Annotated in this window: 12 protein-coding genes, 1 tRNA gene and 2 pseudogenes; 7 read left to right on the top strand and 8 right to left on the bottom strand. The window is 62.0% G+C overall.

Going from position 1 to position 15966, the window contains the following annotated elements; translation table 11 throughout:
• Positions 1 to 38 precede the first annotated feature (38 nt).
• Both PFLCHA0_RS17485 and PFLCHA0_RS17480 read left to right on the top strand, forming a co-directional pair.
• Entirely contained in the window at positions 39 to 1277 is a 1239-nt protein-coding gene (locus PFLCHA0_RS17485) for an OprD family porin (protein WP_373365326.1), read from the top strand.
• A 267-nt stretch (positions 1278 to 1544) separates the two neighbouring features.
• A complete protein-coding gene (locus PFLCHA0_RS17480) occupies positions 1545 to 2258 on the top strand; it encodes a GntR family transcriptional regulator (RefSeq protein ID WP_011061753.1) in 714 nt (237 codons plus the stop codon).
• A 4-nt stretch (positions 2259 to 2262) separates the two neighbouring features.
• On the opposite strand, the gene PFLCHA0_RS17475 is transcribed toward PFLCHA0_RS17480, so the two are convergent.
• The 3 genes from PFLCHA0_RS17475 to PFLCHA0_RS17465 form a co-directional block, all read right to left on the bottom strand.
• A complete protein-coding gene (locus PFLCHA0_RS17475) occupies positions 2263 to 3213 on the bottom strand; it encodes a PDR/VanB family oxidoreductase (protein WP_015635938.1) in 951 nt (316 codons plus the stop codon).
• Positions 3214 to 3268: 55 nt separating this feature from the next.
• Positions 3269 to 4327 (bottom strand): aromatic ring-hydroxylating oxygenase subunit alpha, encoded by a 1059-nt coding sequence (locus tag PFLCHA0_RS17470; RefSeq protein WP_015635937.1) that lies wholly within the window; start codon positions 4325 to 4327, stop codon positions 3269 to 3271.
• A 277-nt stretch (positions 4328 to 4604) separates the two neighbouring features.
• Complete coding sequence (locus PFLCHA0_RS17465) at positions 4605 to 5753, bottom strand: MalY/PatB family protein (RefSeq protein WP_011061750.1); 1149 nt, start codon at positions 5751 to 5753, stop codon at positions 4605 to 4607.
• 384 nt (positions 5754 to 6137) lie between these two features.
• Between PFLCHA0_RS17465 and PFLCHA0_RS17460 the strand changes: the two genes are divergently transcribed.
• From PFLCHA0_RS17460 to PFLCHA0_RS17450, 3 genes are all read left to right on the top strand, one after another.
• Positions 6138 to 7385 carry a beta/alpha barrel domain-containing protein gene (locus PFLCHA0_RS17460; RefSeq protein WP_015635936.1) on the top strand — a complete coding sequence of 416 codons (1248 nt, stop codon included), beginning with the start codon at positions 6138 to 6140 and terminating at the stop codon, positions 7383 to 7385.
• Complete coding sequence (locus tag PFLCHA0_RS17455) at positions 7378 to 8325, top strand: AEC family transporter (protein ID WP_077934337.1); 948 nt, start codon at positions 7378 to 7380, stop codon at positions 8323 to 8325. Before PFLCHA0_RS17460 ends, PFLCHA0_RS17455 begins: the two co-directional genes overlap by 8 nt.
• A gap of 514 nt (positions 8326 to 8839) precedes the next feature.
• Complete coding sequence (locus PFLCHA0_RS17450; RefSeq protein WP_011061749.1) at positions 8840 to 9880, top strand: ABC transporter substrate-binding protein; 1041 nt, start codon at positions 8840 to 8842, stop codon at positions 9878 to 9880.
• 105 nt (positions 9881 to 9985) lie between these two features.
• Here PFLCHA0_RS17450 and PFLCHA0_RS17445 read toward each other — a convergent pair whose 3' ends face one another.
• The 3 genes from PFLCHA0_RS17445 to PFLCHA0_RS17435 form a co-directional block, all read right to left on the bottom strand.
• Positions 9986 to 10867 (bottom strand): helix-turn-helix transcriptional regulator, encoded by an 882-nt coding sequence (locus PFLCHA0_RS17445; protein WP_041752312.1) that lies wholly within the window; start codon positions 10865 to 10867, stop codon positions 9986 to 9988.
• Between the two features lie 74 nt (positions 10868 to 10941).
• On the bottom strand, positions 10942 to 12360 hold the full coding sequence (locus tag PFLCHA0_RS17440) for an aminotransferase (protein WP_015635932.1): 1419 nt from the start codon (positions 12358 to 12360) through the stop codon (positions 10942 to 10944).
• Between the two features lie 56 nt (positions 12361 to 12416).
• The gene (locus PFLCHA0_RS17435; RefSeq protein ID WP_015635931.1) at positions 12417 to 13517 is read right to left on the bottom strand and encodes a polyamine ABC transporter substrate-binding protein; all 1101 of its coding nucleotides are present in this window, start codon (positions 13515 to 13517) and stop codon (positions 12417 to 12419) included.
• Positions 13518 to 13922: 405 nt separating this feature from the next.
• On the opposite strand from PFLCHA0_RS17435, the gene PFLCHA0_RS17430 reads away from it, so the two are divergent.
• A tRNA-Cys gene (locus PFLCHA0_RS17430) sits at positions 13923 to 13996 on the top strand.
• 99 nt (positions 13997 to 14095) lie between these two features.
• On the opposite strand, the pseudogene PFLCHA0_RS31980 reads toward PFLCHA0_RS17430, so the two are convergent.
• A pseudogene (locus tag PFLCHA0_RS31980) lies at positions 14096 to 14924 on the bottom strand (tyrosine-type recombinase/integrase); the annotation flags it as partial.
• Positions 14925 to 15048: 124 nt separating this feature from the next.
• Positions 15049 to 15300, bottom strand: a pseudogene (locus PFLCHA0_RS31265) (DNA cytosine methyltransferase); the annotation flags it as partial.
• A 117-nt stretch (positions 15301 to 15417) separates the two neighbouring features.
• Between PFLCHA0_RS31265 and PFLCHA0_RS17415 the strand changes: the two are divergent.
• On the top strand, positions 15418 to 15945 hold the full coding sequence (locus PFLCHA0_RS17415) for an NADPH-dependent FMN reductase (RefSeq protein ID WP_019095841.1): 528 nt from the start codon (positions 15418 to 15420) through the stop codon (positions 15943 to 15945).
• Positions 15946 to 15966 lie beyond the last annotated feature (21 nt).

The following is a 15966-nucleotide window of genomic DNA, read 5'->3' as shown; positions in this document are numbered from 1 at the left end:
AAAAGCGGAGAACAATAATAATGAACACCCGTCATCCGATGCAGTGCCGTTCCCTGGTGGGGGCTTGCTTGTCCGTGGGCCTGTGCGTGCCCGCCTGGGCCGCCGACGACAGCGGTTTTTTCGAGGGGAGCAAGACCGACCTGCTGCTGCGCAACTACTACTTCAACCGGGATTTTCGTGACCATGACGCGCCCAAGGGCCAGGTCGAGGAGTGGGCCCAGGGCTTTATCCTCAAGTTCAGCTCCGGCTACACCCCGGGCACCGTGGGCTTTGGCCTGGACGCCATCGGCCTGTTCGGCCTCAAGCTCGACAGCAGTCGCCAGGCCAGCGGTTCGGAGTTGCTGCCGGTGCACGACGACGGGCGCGCCGCGGACAATTTCGGTCGCGCCGGAGCGGCCCTCAAGGCGCGGATTTCCGCCACCGAGTTCAAGGTCGGCGAGCTGCTGCCGGACATTCCACTGCTGCGTTATGACGACGGCCGCCTGCTGCCGCAAACCTTCCGCGGGGCCATGCTGGTCTCCCGAGAGATCAGCGGCCTGGGGCTGCAGGCCGGGCAGTACCGTGCCGTCAGCCTGCGCAACTCCTCGGACATGCAGGACCTTTCGGCCTGGGCCGCGCCCGGGGTCAAGTCCGACGGCTTCAACTACGCCGGTGCCGAATACCGCTTCAACCAGCAGCGCACCTTGCTCGGGGTCTGGCATTCGCAGCTGGAGGACATCTACCGCCAGAGCTACTTCAACCTGCTGCACAAGCAACCGCTGGGGGACTGGACCCTGGGGGCGAACCTGGGCTACTTCATCGACCGCGACGATGGCAGCGCGCGTATCGGCCGGGTCGACAGCCACACCGCCTATGGTCTGTTCTCCGCCTCCCGGGCCGGGCACACGCTGTACCTGGGGTTGCAGAAAGTCAGCGGCGACAGCCCCTGGATGTCGGTCTACGGCAGCAGCGGCCGGACCCTGGGCAACGACATGTTCAACGGCAACTTCAGCAACGCCGGCGAGCGTTCGTGGCAGGTGCGTTATGACTATGACTTCGCCGCCTCGGGGATTCCCGGGCTGCTGGCCATGGTGCGCTACGGTCGTGGCGACAGCGCCACCACCAAGGTGGGCAATGACGGCCATGAGTGGGAGCGCGATACCGAGATCGGCTACACCCTGCAGAGCGGCACCTTGAAGAACCTCAGCCTGCGGCTGAACAACGCCACCAACCGACGCAGTTTCAACAGCGACTTCGACCAGACCCGGCTGATTGTCAGCTACCCGCTGTCGCTCTGAAAACCCTGTAGCCGCTGCCGCAGGCTGCGAACGGCTTGGGCGGCATTCCGACGCAGCAGACGCAGCGATTCCACGGGCGCTGGAGGTCCGGCGGCAGATCGCCAGGCAAGGTCCTGCGGACCTTTGCGCAGCCTCGCCGAGGCTCGGCAGCGGCTACAAGGTAGCCGCTGTTTCGTGCTGCTTCGTATGGCTACGGCAATCTCGGGGTGCGTGTTGCGGGGGGGCTTGCGTTACTATGGCCGCCCACGTTTTCAGGAAGCTGCCCGGATGAGCAAACCCGGTCAAACGGTGCTGGTCGCGCTGCGCAAGATGATCGCCTCGGGCGAGTTGGCGGCAGGCGAGCGCTTGATGGAGGTGCCCACCGCCGAGCTGTTCGGGGTGTCACGCATGCCGGTGCGCATGGCCTTTCGCACCCTGGAGCAGGAAGGCCTGCTGGTGCGGTTCGGCGGTCGCGGGTTTCAGGTGCGTTCGGTGAGCGCCGAAGACATCGCCGGGGCGGTGGAGGTGCGCGGGGTGCTGGAAGGCCTGGCGGCGCGCCAGACCGCCGAGCGCGGGCTGTCGGCCGAGGGCCGGGCGATTCTCGAACGCTGCCTGGTCGAGGGCGATGCGCTGTTCGACAAGGGCTATGTCAACGAAGAGGACCTGGAGCTCTATCACGACCTCAACATGCGTTTTCACCAGGTGATCGTGGCGGGCAGCGGCAACCCGGCGATCGCTGATGCCCTGGCGCGCAACGACCACCTGCCTTTCGCCTCGGTCACCGCCCTGGCAGTAGACCGCCAGGACATGGCCCGGGAATACCGGCGCTTCAACTATGCCCACATGCAGCATCACTCGATATTCGATGCCCTGGTCAATGGCCAGGGCGCGCGGGCCGAGGCCCTGATGCGCGAGCATGCCAACGCCACCTTGCGCTATGCCGAGATCTTCGGCTCGGCCGTGGCCGACGAGCGCATGAGGCTGATCCTGCGCCCGCAGTGAGGCTCTACAGATCCAGCACCAGCAGCGGGCTCCTGGCCCGGGAACAGCAGGGCGTGAACTGATCGTTGCGCGCCTGCTCGTCCTCGGTGAGGAACAGGTCGCGGTGCTCCGGTACCCCTTCCAGCACCCGGATCAGGCAGGTGCCGCAGATCCCTTGCTCGCAGGAAATCGGCACTTCGATGCCCTGGTCCTGCAGCACCTGGACCACGCTGCGATCGGCCGGTACCTGGAACACCTGGCCGCTGCTGGCCAGCTTCACCGCGAAGCTGGCGTCGGCGCTGTGGTCGATGGGCGCAGCGCTGAAATATTCGCGGTGCAGGCATTGCTCCTTCCAGCCCTGGGCCCGGGCGTTGTCCAGCACGTGTTGCATGAAGCCACCGGGGCCGCAGACATACAGGTGCACGTCGTCCCGGGGCCCGGCCAGGGCCTGGGCGATATCCAGGGCGGTGTCCGGTTGTTCGTCGAAATGCAGGCTCACCCGCTCGGCAAAGGGCGAGGCCTGCAAGCGCTGGACGAAGGCCGCGCGCTGGGCCGAACGAGCGCAGTAGTGCAGCTGGAAATCCGCGCCGCTGTGGGCCAGCTGTTCGGCCATGCTGAGGAGCGGGGTAATGCCGATGCCGCCGGCGAACAGCAGGCTGCGCCGTGCTGCGTGCTCCAGGGCAAAGAGGTTGCGTGGCTCGCTGATGCGCAGGCGCGTGCCTACCTCCAGTTGCTGGTGCAGGCTGCTGGAGCCGCCGCGGGAGGCAGGGTCCTTGAGCACGCCGATCAGGTAGCGGTGGCGCTCTGCGGGGTGGTTGCACAGGGAGTATTGGCGCACCAGGCCGTTGGCCAGATGCACGTCGATATGGGCGCCGGCGCTGAAGGCGGGCAGGGGGCTTGCGTCGGCCGCGGCCAGTTCGAAGCTGCAGATGTCCAGGGCTTCGTCGTGGCGCGCGGCCACCAGTACGTCGATCATCATCGGTCCTCGCCAGTGGCCGCATCCGGGCCGCCAGCCTGTCGGGTTCGGGGGGTTAACGGCTTGTGGCGATCAAGGGTTCCCGGGGCTCGCGCTCCTGGGCGATCAGCCGCTCCAGGACCCGGCGCGACTGCACGCCGCCGGCGTCGATATTGAGCTTGAGCAGGTTGCGCTGGGGCTGGGCGAGAAGGTTCTGCTGCTGGCGCTCAAGCATCTCCAGGTCCTCGCTGAAGATCTTGCCCTGGCCTTCGCGGATGCTCTCGGTGAGCGCCTGGTCCTGGGGGTTGAAGTTGCGCGCCATGCCCCAGAAGTACCAGATCGAGGTGTCACTTTCTGGGGTGATGAAATCCACCACGATGCTCGACGCCTTGTACTGCGCAGGGGCGTCGTAGCCACCGTGGCCGGCATGGGCCACGCCGACTTCGATCAGCACATGGCTGGGCGGGCTGAAGCGGCAGATCTGCCAGCGGTCCACCGGCACGTCGTCGGCCAGCTGGTTGCCGCGCAGGGCCATGCGCCAGAAGGGCGGCGGCATGACGTTGTGCATGTGCCGGGCGGTGACCACCTGATCGCCGTCTACCGTGGTCTGCGGTGGCGCCTCGTCGATTTCCTTCTGGCCGATGCTGGAGGCATGCACGTAGGTTTCGTGGGTCAGGTCCATCAGGTTGTCGATCATCAGCCGGTAGTCGCACTGGATGTGGAACAACCCGCCGCCATAGGCCCATTGATCGTTGTCGGCCCATTCCAGGTGATGGATCAGCGCCGGGTCGGCCAGGGCCTGGTCGCCGGGCCAGACCCAGATGAAACCGTAGCGCTCCACCGCGGCGAAGGTCTTGTTGCAGGGGAAGCCGCGCACCCGCTGGCCGGGCATTTCCACGGTCTTGCCGTCGCAGCCCATCACCAGGCCGTGATAGCCGCATACCAGGTTGCCGTTCTCGACATAGCCCAGGGACAGCGGCGCGCCGCGATGGGGGCAGAAATCCTCGACGGCGGCTACCCGACCTTCATGGGCGCGGTAGAACACCATGTGTTCGCCGCAGATCTGCCGGCCCAGGGGCTTGCCCTGCAATTCATCGGGGGTGCAGGCAACGTACCAGGCATTCTTGGGGTACATGACGTCTCTCCAGGCGTTTGTTGTTTTTATTTAATGGATCCATTAAATGGTTGGCGCTCTGGGGGTGTCAAACAAATATGCTGATTTAGTGTTCGATAATCGGCTGCTATAGGGGTTTTGGATCCAGTGAAGGGGATTTATGGATCCATTGTTCGCGCGTCAAGGCGCGGCGCGCCGAAGGGCCGGTGGGCAGTTGCGGGGCGAGGCTGGGGGGCGGGCCGCAGCGCCAGGGGGGATCTGGCGGCTGCGGTGTCGGGGACGAAGTGGGGTTGCAGAATCAGCGCCGTTGCAGGCTGTCCTGCAGGCGCTGGATGCCGTCTTCCAGCAAGGCCCGCGGGCAGCCGAAATTCAGGCGCACGAACTGCCCGCAGTCGTCTCCGAATTCCAGGCCGGCGCTGAGGCCGACCTTGGCTTGCTCGAGGAAGAAGGCGTGGGGGTCGTCGAGGCCCAGGGCGCTGCAGTCGAGCCAGGCCAGGTAGGTGCCCTGGGGCGCGTGCATGCGGATGCCGGGCAGGCGGGTCTGCACCGCGTGCAGCAGGTAGTCGCGGTTGGCCTGCAGGTAGCCCAGCAGGGCCTGGAGCCAGGGGCCGCCGTGGGTCAGGGCGGCCAGGGTGGCTTCCAGGCCCAGGGGGCTGACGCTGTCTACCATGCCGGCGCGGGCATTGTTGAAGGCCAGGCGGGTGGCAGGGTCCTGGATGATGGCGAAGCAGGTCTTCATCCCGGCGATGTTGTAGGCCTTGCTGGCCGACATCAGGGTGATGGTGCGCCGGGCGATTTCCGGGCTCAGGGAGGCGGTGGGGATGTGCCGGCGGCCGTCGAAGCACAACTCGGCATGGATCTCGTCGGAAATGATCAACGCGCCCTGGTCCAGGCAGGCAGTGGCCACCGCCAGCAGTTCGTCCCGGGGGAAGACCTTGCCCAGGGGGTTGTGCGGGTTGCTCAGGAGCATCGCGCCGGCGCCTTGCAAGGCCTGGCGCAGGGCGTCCATGGGGGTGTCGTAGGTGCCGTCGACGGTGAGCTGGAACGGCACTTCGACCTTGTCCAGGCCCCAGTTGCCCGGGGCCAGGCGCAGGGGGCGATAGTTGGGGGTTTGCAGCACCACCTTCTGCTGCGGCTGGACGAAGGCGTGCAGGGCCATGTTGAACCCGGGCTCGACCCCGGGGAGGAAAATCAGCTCGTCGGGCCTGACGCGCCAGGCGTATTTGTCCCACAGGTCGGCGACCACCGCCTCGCGCAATTCGTCCCGGGCCACGCTATAGCCCAGCAGCGGGTGCTCCAGGCGCTGGCGCAGGGCCTGAAGGATGCCATCGGCCACGGCGAAATCCATGTCCGCCACCCACATCGGCAGGACATCCTCGGGGTAGCGGCTCCATTTGGTGCTGCCGGTGCCATGACGGGGGTGCAGGGTATCGAAATCGAAGCTCATGAACGGATCTCGTCGGGTCGCGGGGGAGAAAGGAACTGATTCTAGCCTCACCTGGCGCTGAACCGGCAGGCGCTCTAGGGCGGGCTCGCAGGCCAGTGGCCGGATGTTGACGGGCAGCGAGTGGAATACTGAAGTTTTCTAGTGTGTTGCCTGCCACTGAGTTAGTTGCTTGTTTAATTTGTGAAGTTGTTTTGTCGTTAATATCCAGTCAATGGTTTTTAATGTTTTTGTAGTTTGTTTGTGATTGTTTGTTGTTTTGTCTTTTAAGAATTGTCTTAGGTCGAGTTTTTGTTTGTTGCTATATCGTGTGTTGGTTGTTGGGTTTTAATTTGATGTCTCAACTCAATGAGCAGGCAAGTAAAACAATCAGCAAGGAGCATAAAAATGATGGTTGAAAATGGAATTCGCTATTGTGATTACTCGGTCCCGCATCTGGTGGATGAAACGCTTAGAGAAGGCATTGAACGTACTGCCTTTCCGATCACGGTAGAGGCCAAGGTCGCAATCCTCAAATCCATGGTGGCGGCAGGCTTGAGGGATTTCGTGGTGGGTTGCGGCCCTGAGGAACCCCTGGTCTGGGACCGTCTGCATTTGGCTCGGGACACCGGTGAGCTGCCGGCCGACACCCGGGCCACCTTCATTATTCTGCTCAACTGCTGGGAAACCGCTTTCGACTATTTCAAGGCTCGGGAAGCCCATCGCCAGTGGATCGCCGATACCGTGTTCAGCTTCGGCATGATCACCTATCGGCAGAGCACCGGGGAGTTCGAACGGGCCATCGAGGCCTTTCGCAGTATCGGCGCGGTCAGGTTCAAGGCCAGTGTGCTCAACAACTTCCGTGATGGGGTGTCGAACCGCAGTTACCAGGAAATCTGCCGGCAGATTGACTGGGCTGCCGGCCTGGGAGTGGAGATCATCAGGATTAACGATTCCGTGGGCTCATTGCAGCCTCACGTGACCCAATGGCTGTGTTCCAGGCTGGTGAAGGATTTCCCTCAACTGGTGTTCTGCCTGCATGCTCACAATGACAACGGGCTGGCGCTGGCCAATACCATGCAGGCCATTCATTCGGGCTTCCAGATGGTTGAAGGGTCATTGGCCGGCTTTGGCAATCGTTCCGGTATTGCCCCACTGGAACAAGTTGTGAAGTTGTGCCAGGCCAACAATATAAAACTGGGCTCCCTGGAACTTGATCTGCCGGGCCTGATCAGCGCCGCTCATCAGTGTGAAGAGGCGTTTTTGCAATTGCCCAGTATCTATCGTGCGGTGAGTGGCAAGTTTGAAACGCTTTCCAACTACGGCGTCCTGAATATTCCGGACTTTCTCGAAACCAATGATGAGAAGGGCTATTTCGTCAACTATGTCGGCCTGCATCCGCAGACTTTACGGCAGGCTCTGGAGAACTATTCTTCGGCCGGGCTGGATGTAGGGGCTATTGCCGACCAGGAGCTGTGGGCCATAGTGGACAGCCTGAAAAACGAGATGCAGGCGTCCATACCCCATATCGAGTCCCAGTACCGGCAGGTGATGGGCGGGGTAATGGATTTCTATCGCGCGTCCACCTACACCCCTCGCCAGCTGGCGGTGTATGCCGAGCAGCGCATTTTCCGCAGGCGTGCGGCCCATGGATAAGGTCTTTACGGTGGTGATACCGCTGTTTGCCATGATCTTCGCCGGCTACTGGATAGTGCGGATCGGGGTGATCGCCAAGGACACGGTGAACGGCCTGGTGGGGGTGGTGTTCTGGCTGTTCCTGCCGTGCTTCATCTTCATCAAGACCCTGGGCACCCGAGACCACGGCGAGCTGGACTGGAGCCTGCTGAGCGCCTACTACTTGGCCTGCCTGGTGACCTTCATCATCGCCGTCGTCGGTGGCCGGCTGATCTGGGGCGGCAACGCCAGGGTGGCGGGCCTGCGGGGGCTGTCCTCGATCTCGGGGGTGGTGGGGTACATGGGCCTGCCGCTGATGGTCATGGCCTTCGGTGACGCAGCGGCGCTGCCGACCCTGATGATTACCATGGCCGACAACCTGGTGATCCTGGCAGGTGGGGCGTTGCTCATGGAGCTCACTGCCCAGCAGGAGGTTCAGGCCCGGCCGGATCTGGCCCGTGTATTGCTCACCACTCTGCGCTCGATTGTCAGTAACCCGCTGATCCTGGCGGTGGCGCTTGCGGGATTGTTCATCCTGCTGGAGTGGCAGTTGCCCGGCCCGTTGCAGATCTTTGCCACGCAGATGACCAACGCCACCGGGCCGCTGGCCCTGGTAGCCCTGGGTGCGGCCTTCGCGGTGCACCGCAACCACAACCTGATCCAGGGGGATTCCCTGGCCCTGGCGCTGTTGAAGGTGGTGCTGCTGCCGGTGCTGGTGTTCGTTTCGGCCCGTTATGTGTTCGACCTCAGCGACTTCCTGATCAAGATCGCGGTGATCATGGGGGCGCTGCCGGTGGCGGTGAACGTCTTCATCCTGGCCTCGCGCTACAAGACCTACGAAACCGAGGTGTCCAGCAGCATGCTGCTCTCGGCGGTGCTGGGCATCGGGGTAATCTCGGGATTGCTGGTGCTGCTGGACTGAAGCCCTGATCGACCAAGGTACCCCCGCAGGCGTGATATGCCTGCGGGGTGTTTTGCGTTATGCCGGCTGGCCCGATTGCGGCTTTTTTACCCCGGCTGTCCTCTAGGCAGCTTTTCCCTTGCCTGTGCCTCACAAAAACCTCGTTTCGTAACGCCCCGGGTTATGGAAACAATGAACCCCTGCATCCGCCTGCCCGACTGCCACGGGCGCTCCTGCGATGCACTGCCGATCGATTTGTTCTTCCTACAAAAACAACAGGGAGCAAGCGATGAACTGCCATTCGCGCATGACCACGGCCGGTTGCTCCGGACGGGTCGCCACTACACCAAACGATCAGGGCCGCAGAGCCCGCAACGGTGATGATCCGGCTACGCGGCCTGCGCCGCGCGAGCCCTTGCGCCGCTGACCAAGACTCGTAGTGCCTGGTGCTGTACCGCCCGTTGCATACGGTCGCTTCCAGGCTCTTGTTGTGCGGGTTCGTGCGGGCGAGCCGGCTTTCTTGAGGATGGGTTTCATGTCCAACACCTTGCGTTGCGGCGTTGCGTTGTCGTGGGTCTTGCTGTGCACCGGGGCTTACGCCCAGCCGCAGAACCTCACGGTCATTTCCTTTGGCGGAGCCACCAAACAGGCTCAGGAGCAGGCCTACTTCCAGCCATTCAACCAGAGCGGGGCGGCCCGGGTAGTGGCCGGCGAATACAATGGCGAGCTGTCGAAGATCAAGGCCATGGTCGATGTCGGCAAGACCAGCTGGGATGTGGTCGAAGTGGAGAGCCCGGAGCTGCTGCGTGGCTGTGACGAGGGCCTGTTCGAACCCTTGGACCTGGCCCGTTTCGGGGACCCGGCGCAGTACGTGCCCGGCACGTTGACCGAATGCGGGGTCGCCACTTATGTGTGGTCGATGGTCATGGCCTTTGCCCCGCAGAAGCTGGCGAAGGCGCCGCAGTCCTGGGCGGATTTCTGGAACCTCAAGGACTTCCCCGGCAAGCGCGGCTTGCGCAAGAGCGCCAAGTACACCCTGGAAATTGCCTTGCTGGCCGACGGTGTGGCGCCTGCCCAGTTGTATCAGGTGCTCAACACCCCCGAGGGCGTGACCCGGGCTTTTGCCAAGCTCGACCAGATCAAGCCCTACATCCAGTGGTGGGAAGCCGGGGCTCAGCCGCCGCAGTGGCTGGTGGCCGGTGACGTGGTGATGAGCGCAGCCTACAACGGGCGCATTGCCATGGCCCAGAAGGAGGGCATGCAGCTGAGTATCCTCTGGCCCCAGAGCCTGTACGACCCGGAGTACTGGGCGGTGGTCAAGGGCTCGCCGAACAAGGCCCTGGCCGAAGCCTTCATTCTGTTCGCCAGCCAGCCCCAGGCGCAGAAAGTGTTCTCTGAAAACATCCCCTACGGGCCGGTGCATCGTCAGGCGCTGCCATTGCTACCTGAGGCGGTGCAGCGGCAACTGCCGACCTTCGAGGCCAATTTGAAGGGCGCCAGGGCAGTGGACGCGGGGTTCTGGGTCGATCATGGCGAGGAGCTGGAGCAGCGTTTCAACGCCTGGGCCGCCCGCTGATGGAAAGGCCGTAGGAGCGAGCTTGCTCGCGAAGATCGTCAACGAAAACGCCGCGTTCACTCAGTGACCGCGGCGTTTTTGAGTGCAGCGCGAGCACGCTCGCTCCTACAGGGGGCTTTGGCTGGTGGGTGCGGGCTGGGTCAGCCAGTCGATGAATAGCGCGAACAGCTCGGCCTGGGAGTTGATGGTCAGCTTGGTGTAGAGGTTCTTGCGGTGCATGCGCACGGTTTCCGGGGAAATCTCCAGCACCTTGGCCGTGGATTTTACCGAGTGCCCCCGCAGGATCAGGTGGGCAATTTCGCGCTCGCGAACCGTCAGCAGTGGCTGGCCAAAGCTCATGAACGCCGCTTCGATCTGCTGGTTGAAGTTGGCCGGTGCCGGGGCGGGCAGCGCGTCCTGACTGGCCTGGTGCAACAGCGGTTGCAGGCCGCTACCGCCGAAACGGCGGATCAGCTCGCGCACCAGCGGTTCCACCGCCCGCAGCAGCGCCAGGGGTTCGCTGGCGAAGCGCTCACCGCTCAGGCCCTGGAACATGCACAGGGAAATCTTGCTCTGGGGATCGAGGTCGACGATGTAGTAACTGTCTTCCGCGCCCCCGGTCTTGAGGTAGTAGGTCTTGTAGTACTCGCTGCTGAAGAAGTCGTCCGGGGCGATTTCCGACAGGTGATAGAAACCTTCGGCCAGGCCGTTTTCCACCGCCAGGCAGAACGGATCCAGCAGATAACCGCGGGAAAAGTAGCGGTTGATGATCTCGTCGCGGTAGGCGCCGACTATGCCCCGTTCATGCAGCAATTGCGGTGGCAGGCCCTTGCGTTCCAGGCTGATCATCATCGATTCGATGGGCGTCAGGGCGTTCAGCGCCGTCGCCAGGTGCTGCAGGAAAGTGCCATCGTCCACGCTGCCGAAGGCCTGGGCCAGGCAGGCGTGCCAGGCCTGCAGGGCAGGGAGGCTGAGGGGGGCGGTAGAAGTGTTTGCTGGTGCGCTCATGCCCGGCAGTCTAACGGTCGGGCGCAGGCCCGGTAAGACCCCGGGCCGATATTCGCGCTGCCAGCGGCTAGGGGTCATTGGCCCAGGTACTGGCCGTTCTGGCGCAGTTCGGCGGCGGCTTCGAGGATGCAGTCGCGCAAGGTGGCGACTATTTCGTCGATCTGCTGGCGAGTGATGATCAAGGGGGGCGACATCACATTGAGATGGCCGATGGGGCGCACCAACAAGCCTTTGGCCTGGGCCCGCAGATGGATGCGCTCGGCGATGTTCAGCCCGTCGGGCAGCAGCGCCTTGGTGCGCTTGTCGGCGACGAATTCGACGCAGGCCATCAGCCGCTTGCAGCGCACGCTGCCCACCAGGGGCAGTTCGGCCAGGGTCTGCAGGCGCTGCTCCATATAGACGCCGACCTCTTCGACATGGGCCAGCAGGTTTTCCCGCTCGATGATCTCGATGTTCTTCAACGCCGCGACGCAACTCACCGGGTGCCCGCTATAGGTGAAACCGTGGGTGAAGCAGCGACCCTTGCCCGGCTCGCCGATGACCTGCCAGATGCGCTCGGAGAAAATGCACGCGCCCAGGGGCAGGTAGCCCGAGGTCAGGCCCTTGGCAGTGGTGATGATGTCCGGCTGCATGCCGAACACTTCCTCGGAGGCGAAGAAAGCACCTAGGCGGCCGAAGGAGGTCACCACTTCGTCGGCGACATACAGCAGGTCGTAGCGCTGGCAGATTTCCCACATGCGCTGGTGATAACCCTCGGGAGGAATGATTACCCCACCGGAGCCCATGATGGGTTCGGCGAAGAACGCCGCCACCTTGTCCGGGCCCAGGGTGAGGATCTTGTCTTCGAATTCCGCTACCAGGAACTCGAGGAAGTCCGCTTCGCTCATGCCGGCCGGCGCCCGGTAGTAGTTGGGGCAGGAGATGTGGTGAAACAGGTCGCTCATGAAGTCGAATTCAGGCGCTCGGTCAGCGGCCTTGTTACCGATGGACATGGTCAGGAAGGTGGAGCCGTGGTACGCGTTGTGCCGCGAGATCACGTGCTTCTTCTCATGCTTGCCGCGACTGTTCTGATAGAACTGCACCAGGCGGTAGGCGGTGTCCACCGCGGTGGAGCCGCCGGTGGTCAGGAACACGTGATTCAGGTCCCCTGGGGCCAGGCTTGCCAGCTTTTGGCAAAGCTCGATGGCGCTGACATTGGCCATGTCGCAGAACGGGTTGGAGTAGGCCAGTTGCCGCACCTGGTCGGCGATGGCCTCGGCCATTTCCTCGCGGCCCAGGCCGATGTTGGTGCACCACATGCCGCCTACGGCATCCAGGTAGCGGGTGCCGGCGGTGTCATAGATGTAGGCGCCGTCGCCGGCAGCGATATTCAACGACCCCTGCTCGCGGTGTTCGTCGAACATATGGAAGCCGTGCATGTAGTGCGCCTTGTCGGCGGCCACCAGTTTCGAATCGTCGAACTGCTGGAAGAAGGCGTCGGGTTGGATAGCCATGGGCTTCACCTCGGGTAGCAATATGGGGTGGAAAGTCTGTGGGTTCGGGGGGGGGCTCACTTGCCGATCTTCACCATGTTCCAGGTACGGGTGATCAGCCGGGTGCTGGCGGGCGTCTGGATCTTCTGGGTGAACAGCCGCTCGCGGGTCTGGGCATCGGGGTAGATCGCCGGGTTGTCCCGCACCTCGGCACTCAACAGTGGCGTGGACTTGAGGTTGGCGTTGGCGTAGCGGATGTAGTCGCTGACCTCGGCCATTACCTTAGGTTGCAGCAGGTACTGGATAAAGGCATGGGCGCTGGCCACGTTCGGCGCGTCGGCGGGGATGTAGAAATCGTCGAACCAGATCAGCGAGCCTTCCCTGGGAATGAAATAGTCGAGCTTGACCGGTGCCCCGGCCTCGTTGGCCCTGGCCTGGGCCGTGGCGTAGTCGCCGGACCAGGTGGCGCTGACGCACAGGTCGCCATTGGCCAGGCCATTGAGGTAGCTGGTGGAGTCGAACTTGCGGATATAGGGGCGCACCGCCATCAAGGCATCCTGCGCCGCTTTCAAATCCTCGGGGGCGGCGCTGTTGGGATTGCGCCCCAGGTAAGCCAGCACCAGCGGCAGAATGTCGGTGGGCGAATCCTGCAGCGTCACCCCGCAATCGGCGAAGCGCGACACCACCTTGGGATCGAAGAGCATGGCCAGAGAACCGATGGGCGCGTCCGGCATGCGCTCGCGGACCTTGTCGACGTTATAGGTCACGCCATTGCTGCCCCAGGTATAGGGCGCCGAGTACTGCACACCCGGGTCGTAGCTTTCCAGGCTCTTGAGCACCTGCGGGTCGAGATTCTGCCAACTGGGCAGCAAGGCCTTGTTCAGCGGCTGGAACACCCGCGCCTTGATCAAGGGCGGTACCAGGGCCGCGTTGAGCACCACCAGGTCGTAGCCGGAGCGCCCCGGCAGCAGCTTGCCCTGGACGGTTTCATAGGAATCGAAGGTGTCGTAGATCACCTTGATCCCGGTGGCCTTCTCGAACCCGGCGAGGGTGTTCTCGCCGATATAGTCCGACCAGTTGTACAGGCGCAGGGTCTTGTCTGCGGGCTCCCCGGCCTGGGCCCAAGCCGCCGTCAGTGCCAGAACCACGCCAAACATCGCAGGGAAAGCTGTACGCATACTTCAATTCCGCCTTGAACGTGATGGAAGGAGCCCGGGTCGAGCCGTTGGCGTAACTGTCCGCGAGCGCCCCGGCCCACGCCATAACCCGATCGGGTAGGTGGGCAAACACAGAAGGGGGCAGCTATCTGGATGGGTTTGTGCAATCATCCCGCCTCGTTGGCGAACACCAGGCTGTTCACCCGACGGATTGGCTCAGCCCGGAAACCTGTAGAAACAGCCCGGCAGAAAAAATCTCGAATAGGAGTTGCCAGGAATGGAAAACACGTCCATAATTGCGACCATTCCTCAGCGAGGAAACGGAAAAACTCTTTAGAAATCAAAGAGTTACGAGATGAAGTTGATCTCGTTAGCCGTTCCAGTTTGTACGTGTCCAGTGTTGTGTTTCAGGCATTGGGCATTTGGGGCCGAGTAGCAAAATGGTTATGCAGCGGATTGCAAATCCGCCTACGCCGGTTCGATTCCGACCTCGGCCTCCACCCTTGAAAACCCCGTAGATTAACGTCTACGGGGTTTTTTACTGCCTGTATGAAAGTGCTGGCGTACCAAAACTTTAAGGCTGGCGTACCAAAACTTTCCTATTTCGTCGGGTTTGCGATGGCGCCAACTCGAACGTAAATCTTCTTTGTGGTCTCCTGTTTTGAGTGTCCGAGAAGCCGGCTCGCGTCGTCCAGGTCGAGAATTTCAGATGCCGCCTTCGGTCGGATATCACGGAACTGAAACCCTGCGATTTTCTTAGCCAGGCCCTGGTCGCCTTGTTCGATAGCCTCAGCCACGGCTTTTGACCTGGGCGTCGTCCCATCTCTGGCATAGCATGCGCTCGGAGACCTTCTTCCCCGACTTGCTCACGATCAAATAGCCAGAGTTTATTTTTTTCGGTCTGGCAATAATTCTCTCGATGAGCAGGCCCAAGCTATTTTTCTGGCCATCGACCTCCATGAGGATTCGGATCTTCTTGGAAGTCTTGCCTTGGCCAACGCGCAGATACACTCCCTCCACATCATCGACACGCATTAGTCGGACATCGGCTGGGCGCTGGCCGGTCAGGTAGGCCAGATCCATTGCCTCCTGCAGTTCAATTTCGCCTTTCTGGTAGACCGCCTTCCATACCGCGTCGTTTGCGTAATAGTCGCGCGGCGTTTCCTTGTTCTTACGAACGCCCTGGCAGGGGGTCTCTCTGTTGGTCAAACCCCATTCGCGCGCAATATTGAAGACGTGAGACAGTAAGGCGATTTCTCTGTTGGCTCTGGTTTTCGCGGATCGCTTATCGCGATAGGCAGCAATCATCGATGGCGTAATCGCATCCACCGGTATCTCGTCAAAAACTGGCCTTAGCTGCCTCAATTCGGCCTTGTTGTCCTTCTGAGTGCGCTCCGACTTTTTCGGGATGATGTCGCGCATGTACCTATGGGTCTTCCTTGGGCGCATTTCATCTCACTCGCGACAAATCAAAGTTCCAGGTGGGGACTTCAGCGGGCGGGTTGCTTTGCCCGCCATCGCCGGCAGGCTTTCCGATTGTTGAGTGGGGTGTTTAGAGTTGTTGCAGGATTCGCTGGCCGATCCAGCGGACGACGGTGACTGCCTTGCTGTTACCGATCGCCTTGTAGCGTGGGCCGTCTGGGCATTCGCTGGCAGGCTTGCCGCGCCAGGGGATTAGGGTGTAGTCCTCGGGCATGCCTTGGAGGCGTTCGCACTCGCGTGGGGTGGAGCGCCGAATACTGGAATTCGCGAGGATATGTGGTGTGCCGCCTGGGTCTGGTGCGTGATCGCCTGCTTGTAGGGTATGAGTATTCGCACCGCCCAGGGCCTGGTATCGGAGAGGGCTCCAGTCATGTCTGTGAACGTCCTGATTCACGTATGCGACACTGTGCTATCTCACTAGGGAATGGAATGTTTACAAATGGTCCAATTGTTAGCGGTGTCCGGAAGCATTCGCGCAGCATCTTCTAACTCTGCACTGCTACGTGCGGCTGAGGTGTTGAGCCCTGAGGGGGTGTCGATCAAGCACTATCTGGCGGTTGGTCAATTGCCGCACTTCGATCCGGACCTGGCTGATGATCCGCCGCAGAGCGTCAGAGAGTTACGGGCTTTGGTGGGTAAGGTAGATGGCATCCTTATTTCGTGCCCTGAGTATGCTCGTGGAATACCTGGTTCTTTCAAGAATGCCTTAGATTGGCTTGTGGCCAGCCATGAATTTCCTGGTAAGCCGGTTGCACTGTTTAACGCTTCACCTCGTGCGAGTCATGCCCAAGCGGCGCTTCGTTTGGTGCTGAACACCATGTCCGCAATAGTTGTCGAGCCTGCGTCGATAACTGTGAATCTGCTCGCAAAGGGAATGAATGAGGCGGACATCGCAGGGAGCCCAGAGATCAGTAAGCAGATCGTCTCGGCATTGGTTGCATTCAAGAGCCACATTGAGGTCATGTAGGAATCGCGAAGGTGAGCGAAT

The organism is Pseudomonas protegens CHA0, from assembly GCF_000397205.1.
In the GTDB taxonomy this organism is placed as follows: Bacteria; Pseudomonadota; Gammaproteobacteria; order Pseudomonadales; family Pseudomonadaceae; genus Aquipseudomonas; species Aquipseudomonas protegens.
The sequence above is the reverse complement of the archived record's forward strand: the minus strand, read 5'-3'. Positions and strand labels throughout refer to the sequence as shown.